The sequence below is a fragment of the Burkholderia pyrrocinia genome (assembly GCF_001028665.1).
Classification (GTDB): Bacteria; Pseudomonadota; Gammaproteobacteria; order Burkholderiales; family Burkholderiaceae; genus Burkholderia; species Burkholderia pyrrocinia.
In genome coordinates this window covers 27,305-44,840 of record NZ_CP011504.1, presented here as the reverse complement: position 1 = coordinate 44,840, position 17,536 = coordinate 27,305, and the positions used below count along the sequence as shown (strand labels likewise).

The following is a 17,536-nucleotide window of genomic DNA, read 5'->3' as shown; positions in this document are numbered from 1 at the left end:
GCTCCTGGCGGAAGTGAACGGGGCGGATGGCCGACATCGTTGCGTGTGCAAGCGTCGGTCCGGCGGCGGGAGGTTCATCGTGGTGTGCCCGGTGGCGAATGGAACGGAACACGCAGCGGCGTGCGCGAAACGGCGCCGCCGCGGTACTTGGGCGTTATTGCAGCGTCGCGCCCGGCCCCTTCAGCACGACGCTCTGGCGACCGTCGATGCCGACCGGCACATCGCCGTGAACGGTCGCGCGGCGCACGACGCGGCGCGCATCGCCGTAGTCGTTGATCGCGTAGTGCTGCGTCGCGCGGTTGTCCCAGATCGCGACGTCGCCTTCCTGCCAGTTCCAGCGCACGGTGTTCTCGAGACGCGTCACGTGTTCGTGGAAGACCTGCAGCAGGTGCGCGGAATCCTGCGCCGACAGCCCCTTGAGCCGCTGCACGAAGTGCCCGAGCACGAGCGTGCGTTCGCCGGTTTCCGGATGCACGCGCACGACCGGATGCTCGGTTTCGTAGACGGTCGACGCGAACACTTCGCGGTAGCGCTTCAGTTGCGTGTCGTCGGCGTGCACGTGCGTCGACGCGTAGTCGTAGGCGTTCGTATGGATCGCCCACAGCGTGTCGGCGAGCGCGCGCAGCGGGTCGGGAAGGTGCGTGTATGCGGCGGCGGTGTTGGCCCACACCGTATCGCCGCCGAACGGCGGAATCACGATCGCGCGCAGGATCGAGATCTTCGGGTATGCATCGACGAACGTCACGTCGGTGTGCCACGAATTCGCACGGGCGCCGTGCGCGGAATCGAGTTCGAGCAGATGCGCGCTGCCGTCGACGGACGGCACGGTCGGGTGCGCGACCGTGTCGCCGAAGCGGCGCGCGAACGCTTCCTGCGCGGTGTCGTCGAGATGGTGCTGGCCACGGAAGAACAGCACCTTGTGGCGCAGCAGTGCGGCCTGGATCGCATCGAACGTCGCGTCGTCGAGCGTGGCCGACAGCCGGACGCCGGCGATCTCGGCGCCGATCCGGCCGGCAACCTGGCGAAGCTGGAGCGGGGCGGCGGCCGTGCGCGGCGCGGCGTGCGAAGCATGCGAAGACGGGTGAGCGGCGTGCTGGACTTCGGACATCGGGAGTCTCCTGGAGTCGGGTCGGTCGAGTCTCCATTCAAGCAGGGACCGCGCGGAACCGGAACCGATGAATCGTCACAACCTTAGCGTGCGCGCTGCGATGATCGATATGTGTCGTCATGCTGAGCAATGCAGTTGCCGCCCACACCTACCACGCAAGTCGCCATTCGCCTATCCGGTGCACGCTCGGCGTGTCGCTGCGCTTGCCGCCCGAGCCATCGTCGCGCGGCGGTTCGTCATCGTCGAAATCGGCGAGCACCGTATCGCGCAACCGCGCGAAATCCGCCGAATCGCGCCGGCGCGGCCGCGGCAGCGCGACGTCGACGATCCGTTCGATGCGGCCCGGACGCGGCGCCATCGTGACGACGCGATCGCCGAGATAGACAGCTTCGTCGACGTCGTGCGTGACGAGCATCATCGTGATGCGCTCCTGTTCCCAGATGCGCAACAGTTCGTTCTGCATCCGCGCGCGCGTCTGCGCATCGAGCGCGCCGAACGGCTCGTCGAGCAGCAGCACGCGCGGCCGGTTCACGAGGCCGCGCGCGATCGCGACGCGCTGCGCCATCCCGCCCGACAACTGGTTCGGAAACGCGTGCTCGAAGCCGTTCAGCCCGACGAGCGCAACGTGGTCCGCTACCGCGCGTCGCTTCGCGGCCGCGTCGAGCGGTGCGTTGCGCAGCGCGGCGCCGATGTTCTGTTCGACGGTCAGCCACGGGAACAGCCGGTGATCCTGGAACACGATCCCGCGCTGCAACGACGTGTCGCGCACGCGCTCGTCGCCGGCGCGGATCTCGCCCGAGTAGTCGGTGTCGAGCCCCGCGATCAGCCGCAGCAGCGTCGACTTGCCGCAGCCGCTCGCGCCGACGATCGTGACGAATTCGCCGGCACGCACGTGCAGCGACACGTCGTCGAGCACGGCGAGCGACGCGCCGCGTTGAGCGTAGTGCTTGCTGACGTGGAGGATGTCGAGCGAATCGGAGGCGAGGGTCGTCATGGCGGGGCGAGTAAGGATGCGACAGGTAAGGAGAGGGCGATCACCGCTGCAGGTCGCCGCGCCGGGCCAGCACCTTGCGTTCGATCGCACGCGCGACCGCGTTCAGCGCCCAGCCGGTCACGCCGACGACGATGATCCCGAACAGCACGAGATCCATCCGGAACTGCTCGCTGCCGTCGATCAGCGTGTTGCCGATCCCGCTGCCGGCGACGAGCAGGTATTCGGCGCCGAGCGTCGCGAGCCACGAATAGATCAGGCCGAGGTACAGCCCGGTGAAGATCGACGGCAGTGCGGCCGGCAGGATCACGTAGCGGACCAGCTGGAGCCGCGAGTAGCGCAGCGCGCGGGCGACGTCGACATACGCGCGCGGCACCGCGTGAATGCCGTCGCACGTGTGCGCGGCGACGGGCAGCAGCGCGGCGAGCGACAGGAACACGACCTTGGCGACGTCGCCGAGGCCGAACCACACGGAAATCAGCGGAATCCACGCGAACAGCGAGATCTGCTTGAACGTGTCGAAGCTCGGTCCGACCATGCGCGCGGCGATGCGCGACAGCCCGAGCGCGGTGCCGAGCAGCAGCCCGCCCGTCGCGCCGATCGCGAAACCGCAGGCTTCGCGCGCGAGCGACGCGGACAGCGCGCGGCCGAGCGCGCCGCTCGTCGCTTGAATCCAGGCCGTATGCAGGACGTCGGCCGGACCGACGAGCAGCCCGCTTTTGACGAGGTGCGCGGAGGCGATCGCCCACCAGAGCGCGAACACGACGAGCGGCAGCACGAAGCCGCGCCAGTCTGGCGCATGCAGGCGGCGGGCGGCTGCGACGGGCGATGGCGTGGCGTCCGGCGCGAGCGTCGGCGTGGCGGAACGGGGCATAGGGTGGTCTCCTTCGGTTGCGCGCGCAGGCCGGGTCAGCCGCGGAACGCGGACGGCACGCCGCGGCGCAGGCGCGCTTCGAGTGCGTCGAGCAACCGGTTGATCAGCAGGCCGACCGCGCCGACCACGACCACGGCCGCCATCACGAGATCGAGCTGGAACAGTTGCCGGCCGTACACGATCAGGTAGCCGAGCCCTTCGGAAGACGCGACGAGCTCGACGACGACGAGCGCGAGCCACGATTTCGTGAACGCGAGCCGCACGCCGGTCGCGAGCGTCGGGATCGCGGCCGGCAGCACGACGTGGACGATGCGTTGCCGGCGCGTGTAGCCGAACCCGCGCGCGACTTCGTCGAGCGCGGGCGGCGTCTGGCGAAACCCCTGCAACGTGCTCATCGTGACGGGGACGAGCGCGGCATGCGCGATCAGCAGGGTCTTGAGCGGTTCGCCGACGCCGACGAGCAGCAGCAGGAACGGTAGCCAGCCGAGCACCGGGATCTGCACGAGCGCGTTGAAGCTCGGCAGCACATAGGCTTCCAGCGTGCGCGACAGGCCGAGCGCGACGCCGATCGCGAAACCGAGCAACGAGCCGGCCGCGAAGCCGACCAGCACGCGCTGCAGGCTGATCAGCGTGTGGCGTGCGAGATCGCCGCTCGTCGCCAGCTCGGCGAGCGCGTCGACCACGCGTTCGGGCGGCGGCAGGATTTGCGGTGCGATCCAGCCGCGCGCACTGCCGACGGTCCACAGCGCGAACAGCAGCGCGGGCAGTACCCACGGCGCGAGCTGCCACGCCAGCCGCTTCGCGCTCGCCGCGCGGCGCGGCTGCGCGGCGAGCGCATGTGGCTTCGACGACGGAATCGGGATCGCGGTGTCGCTCATCGGGGCCGGTCCGGGTCAGGAAAGGGGCTTGCCGGCCGCGTCGTAACGCGGCCAGTAGTTTTCGAGCTTCAGCGTGCGCAGGGCATTGTCGAGATACTTCGGCTCGAACCAGCCGTCGACATCGACCGGCTGGCGGATCAGCTTCAGCTTCAGCGCATCCTGCGCGACGGCCTTGTAGCGCGCGACGAGGAACGGATCGATCAGCGGCGACAGGCGGTCCTTCAGGCGCTGGTTCGCATAGTCGGCCTGCCACGACGAATACGGCACGCCGCTTTTCGCCCACAGCTTGAACAGCGCATCGCGGTTCGCTTCGTCGGACGACCATTGCGCGCCCTTGACCAGCGCGTTGACGACGCGCTGCACGATGTCCGGATGCGCACGCTCGAAATCGTCGAGCACGAGCAGGTGGGTCTGGCGCGTGAACTGCGGGCCGTCGTTCTGCGATTCGTAGATGATCTTCGCGAGCCCCGCGTCGCGCAGCTTGTAGAGCTGGTAGTCGCCCACCGATGCGTCGATGCCTTTCGACGCGAGCGCGGCGAGCGAGCTTGCGGAGTCGAGATTGATCACGCGCAGGTCGCGTTCGCCGAGGCCGTTCTTCGCGAGCGCGTTGTCGGCGACGAGCTGCAGGTTCGTGCCGCGGAAGATCGACACGCGGCGGTCCTTCAGGTCCGTGATCGAACGGATGCCGGAGTCGGGCGGCACCGCGATCTTCACGCCCGAGCGCACGCTCGCGGCGAGCAGCAGGCGTGTCTTGATCCCGTTCGAGCGCGCGAGCACGGCCGGCAGGTCGCCCTGGTACGCGAAGTCGAGCGCCTTGTTGGCGATCGCCTCGTTGACGGCCGGCCCCGCGCCCTTGAAGAACAGCCACTGCACGTTGATGCCGTCGGCCGCGAACTCCTTTTCGACCCGTTGCTGCAACTGCGCGGTGGCGGCGCTCGAGCCGCCGAAGGTCGGCGGATCGCCGGCGCCTTGCTGGGCGACGCCGATGCGGATGGTGGCGGGCTTGTCGGCGTGCGCGGCGGCGGCCGCCAGCGTCATCAGCGTGGCTGCCAGCAGCGATCGCAGCAGGCGCAGCGGAAACGGAAATCGATCGGTCATGGTGCGTCGGGTCGCGAGAAGTGAAGTCGGGCAGGGAGGCGTCACGCCATTCTGGTGGACGCTTCCGGCGCGGGACAAGCAACGATTTGAACTATGCTTATCGCCGCTTGGCGGGTTGCCGGGCCGGGCGCGCCGTGTTGCGCGGACGGAAAGCGGATTCGCATGTATCGCGGAATCGTTAAGGATTCCGATCATGTTGATCGGCGTTGCTTGCCAATCAGGCAAGCGACGATCGGGAAATTCATGAAATGGCGAAATCGCGGATTCGCATGTCGACCGGCGGGCGAATCCAGGCGGTGAAACGCGTATCAGGCGGTCGAATAAAACCGATCCAGGGCGACCATCTTTGGCTGGCTGCTCGCGCGAAACAATGCGCACGGCCGCATCCGGCATACCGAAAAACCGAATGGAAACGGGTTATCCACCCGACCGAAAATGACGCATTACGACAGTTAACATACTTACGTCTTCACCGGAACCACGCGGAATGCCCCGAGAAAGAATTCCGAAAGATGGCCTGTATGAATTGCATCGTTTCAGGGTGCCATCCATAAATACATTCCGACGCTAAATTATTTGAAATCGTCCGAAAAATTGTCTATACCCTAGACGAATCAGCGCGGTCGGCGTCGTGTCGGCACGGCCGCACAAGAAGGCGCGCGAATGCAACGATCGATGCCGTCGTTGCATGCCGCGCGCCGCAGTGATCGAGCGGACTTCGGGGAGGCGAGCGGCCTGATGCCAGGGCCGTTCGCGTGAGTCGCGAATGGGTGAACGCCCTGGGCAGCCGCCGGACCATGCAGCGTCTTTACGTTCAACGGTCGATCCTCGACCCCGTCACACGGAGGTTGCCATGCTGCAATACGTCAAGTCCCTGCTGCGTGATGAACGCGGCGTCAGTTCGCTCGAATATGCGGTGCTGGCCGGCATCGTCGTGGTCGCGCTGGCGGCGGTCGGCGTGATCCTCAGCAGCACTTCCGGTGGCTTGCCGAGCGTGTTCACGGCGCTGATCACGAAGGTGACGAGCCTGATCTGATCCCCTGAACCCGCGCGCCGCCGACGAACACACGGATCCGCAGCGGTAGAACGTATCCAGCCGGGGGTGCGCCGACGGACGGCTCTCCCATGCTTACGCTCGTGCAGTCGGTGGCCACGGTCGTGCTGGCGTCGCTCGCGGCGCAGGACCTGCGCGACCGGCGCCTGTCCAATCGCGCGGTGCTGGCGTTCGCGATGCTGTATTTCGTCGCGGCGACGCTCGCGCGCGAAGGGCTCGCGCCGCTGGCCGGGCACGTCGCGACTGCCGCGGCGATGCTGCTGCTGTTCGGCGGCTTGCGCCACGCGGGCTGGATCGGCGGCGGCGACGTCAAGCTGGCGGCGGCGGTATTCCTGTGGGCCGGCCCGGCGCTGGCGTTCCCGGTGTTGACGATCGTCGGCGCGGGCGGCGCCCTGTGCGGCCTCGCTGCGCTCGCGGCCGTCGCGTGGCAGCGGCGCGCCGCGCCCGCCCGCGCGGTCGCCGCGCGCGGCGTGCCGTACGGCGTCGCGCTCGCGCTCGGCGGCGCGCTGGCCGTCTGGGCGCCGTTTCCGCACGCGGTTTCGCTTACCTAGCCGGGGGGACGCACGCGGCCATGCCCAAACCTCTGAGAATGGCCGTGCTGATCGTCGCTGCCGGCATCGGCGCGTTCATCCTGCGCGAACTGTACGTCGCCGCGTCGACGCCGTCGGCCCCCGGCGAAGCGGACCAGGCGCGCGTGCGCGTCGCGGCTGCCGATCTGCCGGAAGGGCTGCTGCTGCGCGACAACGATCTCGCGTGGAAGCGCATGCCGCGCGCACAGGTGCCGCCGGGCGCGTTCGTCGAGTCGCAGCCGGGCGCCGATCTGAAGGGCGCGCTGCTGCGCAACCGCGTCGGCGCCGGCACGCCGATCCGCACGGACAACGTGATTCCGGGCGGTGCGCCGGATTTTCTCGCGGCCGCGCTGCAGCCCGGCATGCGCGCGATCTCGGTGCCTGTCGACGACGTGTCGGGCAACGCGGGGCTGATCCAGCCGGGCGACTTCGTCGACGTGGTGCTCACGCAGCAGATCGGCGGCTCGGCGACGTCGCCCGGCACCTTCGAAGCGGAGACGGTCGTGCGGCGTGCGCGCGTGCTCGCGGTCGGCTCGGAATTCCAGCGCGCGAAGACGCCGGCGAGCGCGCCGGACGCGACGGCGCGTGCGCGCACGGTCACGCTCGAGGTCGCGCCGCGCACCGCGCAGGTCGTGCTGGTCGCGACGCGCCTCGGCTCGCTGTCGCTCGCGCTGCGCAGCTTCGCGACCAGCGACCGGCGGCAACCGGCGGGCGGCGACGAGCCGGAGCCGGACACGCAGCCGGTGTGGGCGGGCGACGTGTCGCGCGCGGCCCGCGAGGCCGCGCGCGCGCCGTCCGCCGGGCCGGAAGCCGGCGGCGCGCGGCCGACGGGACAGGGCAACACGGTCGTGATCTATCGCGGTTCGTCGATCGACGACGGGTCGCGCGGCGGCGGCGCCGGCACGCCGGGCCTGCCGCCGCTGCCGTCCGGCCTGCCGGGGCTGCCGGCGCTGCCGGGCGGCGGCAGTGTCGCGGCGGATGCGACGGCGCAACTGCCGAGGGGGGCGGCGCCGCAATGACGGGTCGACGGATCGGGACGGCCGCCCGGCGGCCGGCATTTGACGGGATGACGGGAACACGCATGGTGCGCATGGTTCGTTGGATCGCTCTCTGGTGCCTGGCCAGCCTCGCCGCGCCCGGCGTCGCGTTCGCGCAGGGCGCGCGCGCGCCGGACGCCGGCACGACGCTGTCGATCGCGACCGGCAAGGGCGAGATGCTGACGCTGCCCGAGCCCGCGGTCGCGATGTTCGTCGCGGATCCGACCATCGCCGACATCCAGGTGCCGTCGCCGCGCACCGTGTTCGTGTTCGGCAAGAAGGCCGGCACGACCACGCTGATCGCGCTCGGCGCGAACCATCGGCCGATCCTGCGCAAGACGGTGATCGTGCAGGTCGACACGGCATCGCTGCAGGCGGTGCTCGACAGCCGCTTTCCGCAACTGAAGCTGTCGGTGTCCGGCGCGCCGGGCTCGCTGATGGTGTCGGGCAAGGTGCCGGGCGCGGCCGACGCGGACGCCGTGATGCAGTCGCTCGCGCCGTACCTGCACGACAAGGAAAGCATCGTCAACCGGCTCACGCTGTCGCGCCCGATCCAGGTGAACCTGCGCGTGCGGGTGACCGAGGTGAGCCGCAACGTCACGCAGCAGCTCGGCATCAACTGGAGCGCGCTCGGCGGCGCCGGCAACTTCGTCGGCGGGCTGTTCAACGGGCGTACGCTGTTCGACCCGACGAACGGCCTGTTCAACCTGTCGCCCACCGGCGCGTTCTCGGTGCTCGGCGGGTTCCGCGCGGGGCGCTGGTCGATCGACGTCGTGCTCGACGCGCTCGATCAGGAAGGGCTGATCACGATGCTCGCGGAGCCGAACCTGACCGCGATGTCGGGCGAGACGGCGAGCTTCCTCGCGGGCGGCGAGATTCCGATCCCCGTTGCGCAGAGTGGCAACACGGGTGCGATCACGGTCGAGTACAAGCCGTTCGGCGTGTCGCTCGACTTCACGCCGACCGTGCTCGCCGACAACCGCATCAGCCTCAAGGTGCGGCCGGAGGTCAGTGAGGTCGATTCGAGCAACAGCGTGACGACGGGCAGCATCAAGGTGCCGGCGCTCACTGTGCGGCGCGTCGAGACGACCGTCGAGCTGTCGAGCGGGCAGAGCTTCGCGATCGGCGGGCTGCTGCAGAGCCAGACGGCCGACACCGTGTCGCAGATCCCGGGGCTCGGCCGGCTGCCGATCATCGGCCGGCTGTTTTCGTCGAAGAACTTCCAGGACAACAAGACCGAGGTGGTCGTGATCGTCACGCCGTACATCGTGCAGCCGACCGGGCCCGGCCAGCTCGAGCAGGCGATCGACACCGTCGCGCGGCCGAGCAGCGATCTGGAGTTCGCGGTGCAGCGCAATCTCGGGCTCGACCTGCTGTCGGGCGACACGCCGCGCCTCGTCGGCGCCGCGGGCTTCGTGTACTGAACCGGAGGATCGCCCATGCAAGTTCGAACCACCGTCCTGGCACTGCTGCCGCTGGCGCTGGCGGGCTGCATGTCGGCGCAGCCGCCGCTGAACCTGCCCGACGCGCGCTCGATCGGCTTCGACGGCGTGCAGGCGATGCCGCCCGACTGCGCGAAGCTGATGCAGCCGTCGCATCTCGTCGACGCGGGTTTCGGGCGGCCGGGCGTGCCGTTCGGCTGCGCGACCTACACGAACCTCGCGGCGATGCTCGCGCGGCCGCAGGATCTCGTCGCACCCGTGCCGTACGGCGGCGCCGACGCGGAAGTCGCGGCCGGCGCGGTGCGCCGCTACGTCGAGGATCGCGTGAAGCTGCCGACGCCCGGCAAGACGCTGACGACGACCGGCTCGCCCGGCCATTGAACCGATTCCGGATGCCATCGCGATGCCGCCCATGAACGTCCTCGACCGCCAGAATGCCAAGCGCGCCGCGTCCGCCGGCGCGACGGATCTCGTCGCGGTCGTGTCCGATCCGGGCAGCGAGGACGTGATCCGGCGCGTCGCGCACGATTTGTCGATCGCGCGCGCGCACCTGCAGACGGGCACCTGCGACGACGCGATCCGGCTGCTGCAGCAGCAAGAGCGTTCGCCGCACCAACTGGTCATCGACGTGTCGGATTCGGTGCTGCCGGTGTCCGACCTGATACGGCTCGCCGACGTGTGCGATCCGTCGGTGCGGGTCGTCGCGATCGGCACGCAGAACGACGTCGGGCTGTTTCGCAACCTGCTCGGCATCGGCGTGCAGGACTACATCGTCAAGCCGCTGACCGTCGAACTGATGCGGCGTGCGCTGACGGCGACGGAATCGGTCGTGCAGGTGCGCACCGGCAAGATCGTCAGCTTCGTCGGCGCACGCGGCGGCGTCGGCACGACGACCATCGCGGTGAGCCTCGCGCGCTGCCTCGCGGGCGAGAAGCGCCGCCGCGTCGCGTACATCGACCTGAACCTGCATGGCGGCGGCGCGAACTCGATGCTCGGGCTGTCCAGCAACAACGGGCTGGTCGAGTTGCTGAACATGGAGCAGCGTCCCGACGACGCGCTGTTCGACCGCATGTTCGTCACGCAGGGCGACCGCCTGCACGTGCTGTCGGCCGAGCTCGCGTACGGCGCCGACGTGCCGCTGAGCGACGGGGCGATCGCGCGCCTGGTCGACATGCTGAAGGACCGTTTCCACTACGTGCTGTTCGACGTCGGCAGCGGCGCCGGCAAGCTGTTCGAGGATGCGCTCGAGGCGTCCGATCTCGTCTACGTCGTCGCCGACCGCTCGGTGCACGCGGCGTACGAATCGGCGCGGCTCGCTCGCTTCGTGCAGGAGCTGCCGGGCGAGCGGCAGCTGTCGATGGTGCTGAACAATCCGCTCGCACCGGTCGCGGGCCGCGTCGAGCCGGCCGATTTTGCGACCGCGTTCAGCGGCGCGACATTGCGCGAGCTGCCGCACGAGCCGCAGACGCTGGCGGTCGCCGAGAACCTCGGCGAGCCGATCGAAGGCGCGAAGCGCCGCGGCTTCCTGGACGGGATCCGGGCGCTCGCGAACGGCATCACCGGCGAACCGATGGCCGTCGCCGAACCGTGGTATGCGCGCTTCGTCAAGTGGAGGAAAGGATCGTGACGTTCGGTAACCGCAACCGGCCGCCGCCGGACCCGGCGCCGGCCGCCTCGCCCGCGGCACCGCGCGCGCCCGAGCCGGCGGTCGCGCCCGCGCCGCCGCCGACCCGCGCGCCCGCGGCCGCCGACACCCACGAGGCGCTGATCCGCTCCGGCAAGTTCGACGCGATCCGCACCGCGGTGTTCGCGTCGATGAACATGTCGGCGGCGCTGATGAAGACCCGCGACGAAGTGCGCGCGGGCATCGAGCAGGTGGCGGCGCACACGGTCGAGCGCGAGCGCCTGAAGATCACGGCCGGCGAGCAGGTGCTGATCGTCGACGCGATCCTGAACGACATGTTCGGCGTCGGGCCGATCGAGCCGCTGCTCGCCGACGATACGGTCACCGACATCCTCGTCAACGGGCCCGACCAGGTCTACGTCGAGCGCGCGGGCCGGCTCGAGCTCACGTCGCTGAAGTTTCGCGACGACGCGCACGTGACGAGCGTCGCGCAGCGGATCGCGGCGGCGGTGGGCCGGCGCGTCGACGAGAGCAGCCCGATGGTCGACGCGCGTCTGGCCGACGGCAGCCGCGTGAACGTCGTGCTGCCGCCGATCGCGATGCGCGGCCCGTCGATCTCGATCCGCAAGTTCGCGAAGCGCGACATCACGCTCGCGCGGATGGTGCATCAGGGCAACATCTCGCATCCGATGCTGCAGGTGCTGAAGGTGGCGTGTTCGTGCCGGCTGAACATCGTGATCTCGGGCGGCACCGGCTCGGGCAAGACGACGCTGCTCAATGCGTTGTCGCAGCACATCGAGCAGCACGAACGGATCGTGACGATCGAGGACGCGGCCGAGCTGCAGCTGCTGCAGCCGCACGTCGTCAGCCTCGAGACGCGGCCGGAGAATACCGAGGGGCTCGGCGGCATCTCGCAGCGCGACCTCGTGCGCAACGCGCTGCGGATGCGGCCCGACCGCATCATCCTCGGCGAGATTCGCGGCCCGGAGGCGTTCGACGTGCTGCAGGCGATGAACACCGGCCACGACGGCTCGATGACGACGATCCATGCGAACTCGCCGCGCGACGCGATCAGCCGGCTCGAGAGCATGGTCATGATGGCGAACGCGAACCTGCAGCTGCTGTCGATCCGGCGCCAGATCGCGAGCGCAGTGCACCTGTTCGTGCAGGTCGAGCGGATGCGCGACGGCGTGCGGCGCGTCACGCGGATCACCGAGATCGTCGGGATGGAGGGCGAGGTGGTCATCACGCAGGACCTGTTCGCGTTCCGCCAGGAAGGCGACACGACGCGCGACGCGGTCAAGGGCGTGTTCGACGCGTCGTCGCTGCGGCCGGCGTTCTCGGCGCGCGCCGCGTATTACGGCGTCGAGGATGCGCTCACCGAGGTGTTCCGGCAATGAAGGCCGCCGACCTGTTCGCGGCGGGCGCGTTCGTCGTGATCCTCGCGACCGGGCTCGCGCTGTCGTCGCTGCTCGATCGCGCGCGCCACACGCCGGCGCAGCGCATTCGCGAGCGGGTGCGGCGCCTGTCGCCGTTGCTCGCGGGCCGCGATGCGGGTGCGGTCGACGGGTCCGGCGTCGCGCTGTTCAACCTCGAACGTCGGCAAAGCCGTGCGCGCACGTGGCTGCAGCGCTACGTGACGCGCGTTCGCGCGGTGGGCGGCAAAGGCGGCATGCGGATCGTCGTCGCCAGCACGATCGCCGGTGCGATCGCGGCGCTCGTCGCGGTGCAGCTGATCGGGCCGCCGGGCTTCCTGCGTCCGCTGATCTGCGTCGGGGTGCCGCTGCTCGCGATGCGCGCCAGCTACCGCTCGCTGGTCGAGCGCTTCCGGATCCGTTTTCTCGAAGCGTTCCCGGACGCGATCGACCTGATCGTGCGGGCCGTGCGCGCAGGCATTCCGGTCACGCAGGCGATCAGCACGGTCGGCGACAGCGCGGCCGAGCCGGTGCGCTCGACGTTCCGCAGCATGGGCGACAGCCTGCGGGTCGGCGCGGATCTCAAGGATGTGCTGACGCAGGCGGCGGACCGGCTGATGATCGCGGACTTCTCGTTCTTCACGGTCTACCTGCTGCTGCAGCGCGAAACCGGCGGCAGCCTCGGCGAGACGCTCGACGAACTGTCGAGCATCATCCGCACACGCCGCGACATCCGCCTGAAGACCCGCGCGCTGACCACCGAAGGGCGGATCACGACGAAGATCATTTCGGCGGTGCCGTTCGTGATGATCGGCGCGCTGTTCCTCGTGAACCGCGCCTACGTGATGCTGCTGTTCACGACGCCCGCAGGCAACATGATGCTGACGATCGCCGCCGGGCTGCTGACAGTCGGTCTGCTGACGATCCGCAAGATCTCGAAACTGGATACCGCGCGATGACGATGTCGATACTGGCCGCCCGCGGCCTCGAACTGCTGCTGTTGCTCGCTTGCGTCGGCGTGGCGCTCGCCACGCCCGGCGGCAGCACGCGCCTGCGCATCGCCGAGCGCGTGCAGCTGGTGGCCGGGCAGCGCGCGCCGGCGCTATCGGCGGGGCGGCTGCAGCCGGACGAGGTCCGCCAGGGCCTGACGCGGCGGCTCGCGCAGCTCGGCGAACGGCTGCCGGTGCTCGACCCGATGCAGCGCGTGAAGCTCGGCCTGCAATTGACGCGCGCCGGCTTTCGCGAGCGCCGCGCGGTGTCGTCGATGATCGGCATCAAGCTGAGCTGCGGCGTGCTGTTCGCAGGCGTCGCAATCGTGTTCAGCCCGTTCATTCCGCGCTTCGGCGAATACTTCGTGATCCGTGCGCTGGCGATGGTCGCCGCGTTCGTGATCGGCGTGATCGTGCCCGAGTACGTGCTCGGCGCGATGATCCGGCGGCGGCGGCGGATCATCGCCGCGTGTTTTCCGGACGCGCTCGACCTGCTCGTGATCTGCACGATGGCCGGCAACAGTCTCGCGTCGGGCATCCGGCGCGTCGCGCACGAACTGGCGCGCATCTGCCCGCCGCTCGCCGACGAGCTGACGGTGTGCGCGGACGAGCTCACGCTGAGCGGCAACGTGGCCGCGACGCTCACGCATTTCGCGACGCGCGTCGATTTCGCGTCGGCGCGCTCGCTCGCGACGACGCTCACGCAGTCGCAGCGGTTCGGCACGCCGATCACGCAGGCGCTGCGAACCCTGTCGCGCACCGAGCGCACCGAGCAGATCGTCGCGCTCGAGGAAAAGGCCGCGAAGCTCGCGCCGAAGATCACGCTGCCGATGATGCTGTTCATCCTGCCGACGGTCTGCCTGATCGCGGCGGGCCCGGCGGCGATTCGCCTGCTCGAGGTATTCAAATGACACGATCCGTCGTACGCGCGCTCGCGCTCGCGGCCGTGCTGCCGGTGCTGGCCGGCGGCTGCGGCGCGCCGGGCGTCCAGACGCGGCCGGTGCTGTCGCACAAGAGCGACGACCCGCAGGCCGAACTGCGCATCGCGGACAGCGCGCTCGCCGGCGGCAACGTCGATCTCGCGTCGACGCTGTACGAGAAGGTGCTCGCCGCGCATCCCGATTCGCTCGCGGCGCAGCTGGGGCTCGGCGACGTCAACTATCGCACCGGCAACCTGGAGCGCGCGCGGATCCTTTATGAGGAAGCGCAGCGGCAGTCGCCCGCGGAGCTCGGCCCGCGGCTCGGGCTCGCGCGCGTCGCGTTGCGGCAGCGCCGGCTCGACGAGGCCGCGCAGCGCTATCGCGACCTGCTGGCCGCGCAGCCGAACCATCCGCTCGCGGCGGAAGGGCTCGGCACCGTGCTCGACCTGCAGGGGCGTCATGCGGATGCGCAGGCCGTGTATCGCGACGCGCTGCGCGCGCACCCGGACGCGCAGGGGCTGCGTATCGACCTCGGGCTGTCGCTCGTGCTGAGCAACCGGCCGCGCGAGGGCGTGAACGTGCTGCTCGACGTCGCGGGGTTGCCCGATGCACCGTGGCAGGCGCGCCAGAACCTCGCGTTCGCGTATGGCGTGCTCGGCAACACCGATTCCGCGAAGAAGCTGCTGTCCGTGGATCTGCCCGCGTCGGCGGTGGCCGACAACCTGCGCTTCTACCAGGCGGTGCGCGCGCGGCTCGCATCGCGCGGGGCTGCGGGCGGCGCACCGCCGCTGTCGGGCGCGGCGCGGGAGTCGGGCCTGGCGCCGCCGGGCGCGGGGGCCGCAAAATGACACGCGGCGCGACGGGCGCCCGCCGCGCGCGCGGCGTCGTGTCCCTCGAGTTCGTGCTGATGCTGCCGTTCCTGCTGATGGTGCTGATCGGCATCATCGACACGAGCCTGATCCTGTGCGACAAGGCCGTCATCACGAACGCGAGCCGCGAGGCCGCGCGCGCCGGCGTCATGCTGCGCGTGCCGATGCTGACCACGACGCAGGTCGCCAGCGTTGCGCAGAACTACATGCAGAACAGCCTGATCACCGGCGGCACAGCGACGACGCCGGCCGTGACCGTGACCCAGGCGAACGGCACGACGGCGGGCACCGCGCTGACGGTGACGGTGACCTACACGTATTCGGGGATGGTGCTCGGTTCCGCGTTCAGCGCGCTGACCGGCCCGGTGACGGTCTCGGCCACGTCGGTGATGCTCTATGAATGACGCGGGCGACACGCGAGCTCTCGGCCCCGAGCGGCAGCGCGGCTCGGTCGCGTTGTTCTTCCTGCTGTTCCTGATTCCGCTGCTGTCGTTCGGCGCGCTGGCGATCGACATCGCGTGGGTGGCCACCGTGCGTAATCAGTTGCAGAACGCCGCCGACGCGGCCGCGCTCGCGGGGGCCGACGCGATGATGTCGCCGAGCGGCGGCGCGCTGAACTGGTCGCAGGCCGCGTCGGCGGCGAACGGCGTGATCGCGCGGAACTCGGCGGCCGGCGCCGCGCTGTCGACCGGCACGGTGACCACCGGCTACTGGAACGTGACGCGCAGCCCCGCCTCCATGCAGGCGACGACCATCACGCCCGGCGCGTACGACGTGCCGGCCGTCCAGGTCACCGTGTCGCGTGCGCCGGGCGTGAACGGCGGCTCGATTCCGCTGCTGCTCGGCGGGCTGCTGGGGATTCCCGGCGCGTCCGGCAGCGCGGCCGCGGTGGCGGTGCTGGCCGCGCCGGGCGGGGTGGCGGCCGGCGGGCTGTTCCCGGTCGCGATCGACCAGTGCGTGTACAACCAGTACTGGAACGCGGTGACCAACCAGCCGCTGATCAATCCGCTGACGGGCTTGCCGTACGAGTTCTCGATCACGAACGGCCAGACTTATGGCTCGCTGTGCATGGGCGGGCAGTGGACGTCGTTCCAGTCGACGGCGACCGACACGTCGACGATTTCGGGGCTGATGGCGACCGGCAACCCGACGACGCTGAGCATCGGCGACAGCATCTACCTCGCGACCGGCGCGAAGACCGCGCTCTATTCGTCGGTGCCGGTCGGCACGACGGTGGTGCTGCCGGTCGTCACGCAGACGTCGAGCAGCACCTACGTGCCGATCGTCGCGTTCGCGGCGTTCCACATCGACGTGTCGCTCGGCGGCTCGTACAAGTACATCCAGGGCCACTTCGTCGCCGGCGTGAAGATGACCGGCGTCGCGACCGGCGTCGGGCCGTACTACGGCGTGTACGTGCCGCCGCGGCTCGCGTTGTGAGTGCCGGACCGCGCGCGGCGCAGCAGCACGAGGAGGGCGGCGAGCGTCACGGCCGGGCCGATCTGCGGCAGCAGCAGCCACGGGTTCAGGTATTCGTAGAGCGGCAGCGCCCACATCAGCGCGATCGTGGCCTGCTCGCCGCGCAGCCAGCCGTCGCGCCAGCCGATCGCCAGCATGCACGCGATCGCGACGCCGAGCCACGCGAGCTCGTAGTGCCACACGTACGGGTTTGCCGCGAGCGTCGCGACCGCCAGCACCGCCGCGCGCACGCGCGTGTCGCGCGAGCGCGCCCACACGATGCACGCGGCGGCGATCGCGATCGCCGCGACGCAGGCGTGCGCGGCATACGCGGTGCCGAGCGGCAGGCCGGCGAGGCGGAACGCCGCGAACGGCGTCGGCGACGCGAACCAGAACATCACGCCATGCTCGAGAATGAGCGCCCGCGCGAGCCCCGCGCTGGCGACGAACAGGCGCAGCGACTCGACGCCGCACACCAGCACGCTCAACGCGCCGAACGCGGCGGTGGCGAGCGCGGCCCACGCGATCGTGCGCCACGCGCGCGCGGCGACCAGCACGAACGGGAACAGCAGCGCCATCTGCGGCTTGACCGACAGCAGGCCGATGCAGAGGCCGGCCCAGATCGGCCGCCGGTCGGCCCAGTAGACGGCCAGCGCCGCGCACGAAGCAGTCAGGAACGCGTTCTGCCCGAGCATCGCGGTGACGAACACGCACGGGGCGGCGACCAGCGCGAACGCGCCGATGCGCCGCACGCCGGGCGTCGCGCCAAGGCCCGAGACGCGCCACGCGGCGAACCCGAACACGACGATGCCGAACGCGACGAACAGCGGATAACCGATCGCAAAGGGCAGCAGCGCGAATGGCGTCACGAGCAGCAGGTAGGTGGGCGGGTACAGCCAGGCGACGAGGCCTTCGGTGCGGAAATACGGGAACAACGCGGCCGCCAGCCGCGAGAAGGTCGGCAAATCGTACGCCTGCCATGGCGCGCCGTGCAGCATCACGTACGACGCCGACCAGAACACCGAGTAGTCCGCACCCGGGCTCGCGATGGTAGTGCCAGGCGTGTGACGGATGACGTACGCCCAGATCGCCAGGAACAGCGCGTGGAATACGAGCACGAACGCGCTGTACGTGACGACGCGCCGGGGCGTCAGCCACGCGCGGACGGGGCGCTCCGCCGAGCGCATCGATTGCCGGGGAATATCCATGTGCC

Annotated in this window: 18 protein-coding genes; 12 read left to right on the top strand and 6 right to left on the bottom strand. The window is 70.0% G+C overall.

The window, feature by feature from the left end; all coding sequences use genetic code 11:
- Nucleotides 1–154: 154 nt before the first annotated feature.
- The 5 genes from ABD05_RS16570 to ABD05_RS16550 form a co-directional block, all read right to left on the bottom strand.
- Nucleotides 155–1,108, bottom strand: a complete 954-nt coding sequence (locus ABD05_RS16570; protein ID WP_047901295.1) for a TauD/TfdA dioxygenase family protein — start codon at nucleotides 1,106–1,108, stop codon at nucleotides 155–157.
- Nucleotides 1,109–1,256: 148 nt separating this feature from the next.
- On the bottom strand, nucleotides 1,257–2,102 hold the full coding sequence (locus tag ABD05_RS16565; RefSeq protein ID WP_047901294.1) for an ABC transporter ATP-binding protein: 846 nt from the start codon (nucleotides 2,100–2,102) through the stop codon (nucleotides 1,257–1,259).
- 40 nt (nucleotides 2,103–2,142) lie between these two features.
- Nucleotides 2,143–2,973 (bottom strand): ABC transporter permease, encoded by an 831-nt coding sequence (locus ABD05_RS16560; RefSeq protein WP_047901293.1) that lies wholly within the window; start codon nucleotides 2,971–2,973, stop codon nucleotides 2,143–2,145.
- 35 nt (nucleotides 2,974–3,008) lie between these two features.
- On the bottom strand, nucleotides 3,009–3,851 hold the full coding sequence (locus tag ABD05_RS16555; RefSeq protein ID WP_047901292.1) for an ABC transporter permease: 843 nt from the start codon (nucleotides 3,849–3,851) through the stop codon (nucleotides 3,009–3,011).
- 15 nt (nucleotides 3,852–3,866) lie between these two features.
- Nucleotides 3,867–4,949: an ABC transporter substrate-binding protein gene (locus ABD05_RS16550; protein WP_047901291.1), complete on the bottom strand. Its 1,083-nt coding sequence runs from the start codon at nucleotides 4,947–4,949 to the stop codon at nucleotides 3,867–3,869.
- A gap of 853 nt (nucleotides 4,950–5,802) precedes the next feature.
- On the opposite strand from ABD05_RS16550, the gene ABD05_RS16545 reads away from it, so the two are divergent.
- The 12 genes from ABD05_RS16545 (at nucleotide 5,803) to ABD05_RS16490 (ending at nucleotide 16,305) form a co-directional block, all read left to right on the top strand.
- Nucleotides 5,803–5,985 carry a Flp family type IVb pilin gene (locus ABD05_RS16545; protein ID WP_034179896.1) on the top strand — a complete coding sequence of 61 codons (183 nt, stop codon included), beginning with the start codon at nucleotides 5,803–5,805 and terminating at the stop codon, nucleotides 5,983–5,985.
- Between the two features lie 89 nt (nucleotides 5,986–6,074).
- Nucleotides 6,075–6,554, top strand: coding sequence for a prepilin peptidase (locus ABD05_RS16540; protein WP_047901290.1), 480 nt, complete (start codon nucleotides 6,075–6,077; stop codon nucleotides 6,552–6,554).
- A gap of 20 nt (nucleotides 6,555–6,574) precedes the next feature.
- Nucleotides 6,575–7,591: a Flp pilus assembly protein CpaB gene (gene cpaB / locus ABD05_RS16535; RefSeq protein ID WP_047901289.1), complete on the top strand. Its 1,017-nt coding sequence runs from the start codon at nucleotides 6,575–6,577 to the stop codon at nucleotides 7,589–7,591.
- A gap of 62 nt (nucleotides 7,592–7,653) precedes the next feature.
- Nucleotides 7,654–9,033 carry a type II and III secretion system protein family protein gene (locus ABD05_RS16530; RefSeq protein ID WP_047901288.1) on the top strand — a complete coding sequence of 460 codons (1,380 nt, stop codon included), beginning with the start codon at nucleotides 7,654–7,656 and terminating at the stop codon, nucleotides 9,031–9,033.
- 15 nt (nucleotides 9,034–9,048) lie between these two features.
- A complete protein-coding gene (locus tag ABD05_RS16525; RefSeq protein WP_047901287.1) occupies nucleotides 9,049–9,432 on the top strand; it encodes a CpaD family pilus assembly lipoprotein in 384 nt (127 codons plus the stop codon).
- A 22-nt stretch (nucleotides 9,433–9,454) separates the two neighbouring features.
- Nucleotides 9,455–10,678 (top strand): CpaE/TadZ family protein, encoded by a 1,224-nt coding sequence (locus ABD05_RS16520; RefSeq protein ID WP_047901286.1) that lies wholly within the window; start codon nucleotides 9,455–9,457, stop codon nucleotides 10,676–10,678.
- Nucleotides 10,675–12,075 (top strand): TadA family conjugal transfer-associated ATPase, encoded by a 1,401-nt coding sequence (locus ABD05_RS16515; RefSeq protein ID WP_047901285.1) that lies wholly within the window; start codon nucleotides 10,675–10,677, stop codon nucleotides 12,073–12,075. The genes ABD05_RS16520 and ABD05_RS16515 overlap by 4 nt, the downstream gene beginning before the upstream one ends.
- Nucleotides 12,072–13,049: a type II secretion system F family protein gene (locus ABD05_RS16510; protein WP_047901284.1), complete on the top strand. Its 978-nt coding sequence runs from the start codon at nucleotides 12,072–12,074 to the stop codon at nucleotides 13,047–13,049. The genes ABD05_RS16515 and ABD05_RS16510 overlap by 4 nt, the downstream gene beginning before the upstream one ends.
- Nucleotides 13,046–13,990: a type II secretion system F family protein gene (locus tag ABD05_RS16505; protein WP_047901283.1), complete on the top strand. Its 945-nt coding sequence runs from the start codon at nucleotides 13,046–13,048 to the stop codon at nucleotides 13,988–13,990. Before ABD05_RS16510 ends, ABD05_RS16505 begins: the two co-directional genes overlap by 4 nt.
- Nucleotides 13,987–14,847 carry a tetratricopeptide repeat protein gene (locus ABD05_RS16500; protein ID WP_047901282.1) on the top strand — a complete coding sequence of 287 codons (861 nt, stop codon included), beginning with the start codon at nucleotides 13,987–13,989 and terminating at the stop codon, nucleotides 14,845–14,847. The genes ABD05_RS16505 and ABD05_RS16500 overlap by 4 nt, the downstream gene beginning before the upstream one ends.
- Nucleotides 14,844–15,272, top strand: a complete 429-nt coding sequence (locus ABD05_RS16495; protein WP_047901281.1) for a TadE/TadG family type IV pilus assembly protein — start codon at nucleotides 14,844–14,846, stop codon at nucleotides 15,270–15,272. The genes ABD05_RS16500 and ABD05_RS16495 overlap by 4 nt, the downstream gene beginning before the upstream one ends.
- On the top strand, nucleotides 15,265–16,305 hold the full coding sequence (locus tag ABD05_RS16490) for a TadG family pilus assembly protein (protein WP_047901280.1): 1,041 nt from the start codon (nucleotides 15,265–15,267) through the stop codon (nucleotides 16,303–16,305). Before ABD05_RS16495 ends, ABD05_RS16490 begins: the two co-directional genes overlap by 8 nt.
- Here the strand turns inward: ABD05_RS16490 and ABD05_RS16485 are convergent.
- Nucleotides 16,269–17,531: a glycosyltransferase family 87 protein gene (locus ABD05_RS16485; protein ID WP_047901279.1), complete on the bottom strand. Its 1,263-nt coding sequence runs from the start codon at nucleotides 17,529–17,531 to the stop codon at nucleotides 16,269–16,271. The genes ABD05_RS16490 and ABD05_RS16485 overlap by 37 nt on opposite strands.
- Nucleotides 17,532–17,536 lie beyond the last annotated feature (5 nt).

Coding starts and splice junctions, on each gene's coding strand:
- ABD05_RS16570 (WP_047901295.1), bottom strand. CDS start 1,108: ATGTCCGAAGTCCAGCACGCCGCTCACCCGTCTTCGCATGCTTCGCAC.
- ABD05_RS16565 (WP_047901294.1), bottom strand. CDS start 2,102: ATGACGACCCTCGCCTCCGATTCGCTCGACATCCTCCACGTCAGCAAG.
- ABD05_RS16560 (WP_047901293.1), bottom strand. CDS start 2,973: ATGCCCCGTTCCGCCACGCCGACGCTCGCGCCGGACGCCACGCCATCG.
- ABD05_RS16555 (WP_047901292.1), bottom strand. CDS start 3,851: ATGAGCGACACCGCGATCCCGATTCCGTCGTCGAAGCCACATGCGCTC.
- ABD05_RS16550 (WP_047901291.1), bottom strand. CDS start 4,949: ATGACCGATCGATTTCCGTTTCCGCTGCGCCTGCTGCGATCGCTGCTG.
- ABD05_RS16545 (WP_034179896.1), top strand. CDS start 5,803: ATGCTGCAATACGTCAAGTCCCTGCTGCGTGATGAACGCGGCGTCAGT.
- ABD05_RS16540 (WP_047901290.1), top strand. CDS start 6,075: ATGCTTACGCTCGTGCAGTCGGTGGCCACGGTCGTGCTGGCGTCGCTC.
- cpaB (WP_047901289.1), top strand. CDS start 6,575: ATGCCCAAACCTCTGAGAATGGCCGTGCTGATCGTCGCTGCCGGCATC.
- ABD05_RS16530 (WP_047901288.1), top strand. CDS start 7,654: ATGGTGCGCATGGTTCGTTGGATCGCTCTCTGGTGCCTGGCCAGCCTC.
- ABD05_RS16525 (WP_047901287.1), top strand. CDS start 9,049: ATGCAAGTTCGAACCACCGTCCTGGCACTGCTGCCGCTGGCGCTGGCG.
- ABD05_RS16520 (WP_047901286.1), top strand. CDS start 9,455: ATGCCGCCCATGAACGTCCTCGACCGCCAGAATGCCAAGCGCGCCGCG.
- ABD05_RS16510 (WP_047901284.1), top strand. CDS start 12,072: ATGAAGGCCGCCGACCTGTTCGCGGCGGGCGCGTTCGTCGTGATCCTC.
- ABD05_RS16505 (WP_047901283.1), top strand. CDS start 13,046: ATGACGATGTCGATACTGGCCGCCCGCGGCCTCGAACTGCTGCTGTTG.
- ABD05_RS16500 (WP_047901282.1), top strand. CDS start 13,987: ATGACACGATCCGTCGTACGCGCGCTCGCGCTCGCGGCCGTGCTGCCG.
- ABD05_RS16495 (WP_047901281.1), top strand. CDS start 14,844: ATGACACGCGGCGCGACGGGCGCCCGCCGCGCGCGCGGCGTCGTGTCC.
- ABD05_RS16490 (WP_047901280.1), top strand. CDS start 15,265: ATGAATGACGCGGGCGACACGCGAGCTCTCGGCCCCGAGCGGCAGCGC.
- ABD05_RS16485 (WP_047901279.1), bottom strand. CDS start 17,531: ATGGATATTCCCCGGCAATCGATGCGCTCGGCGGAGCGCCCCGTCCGC.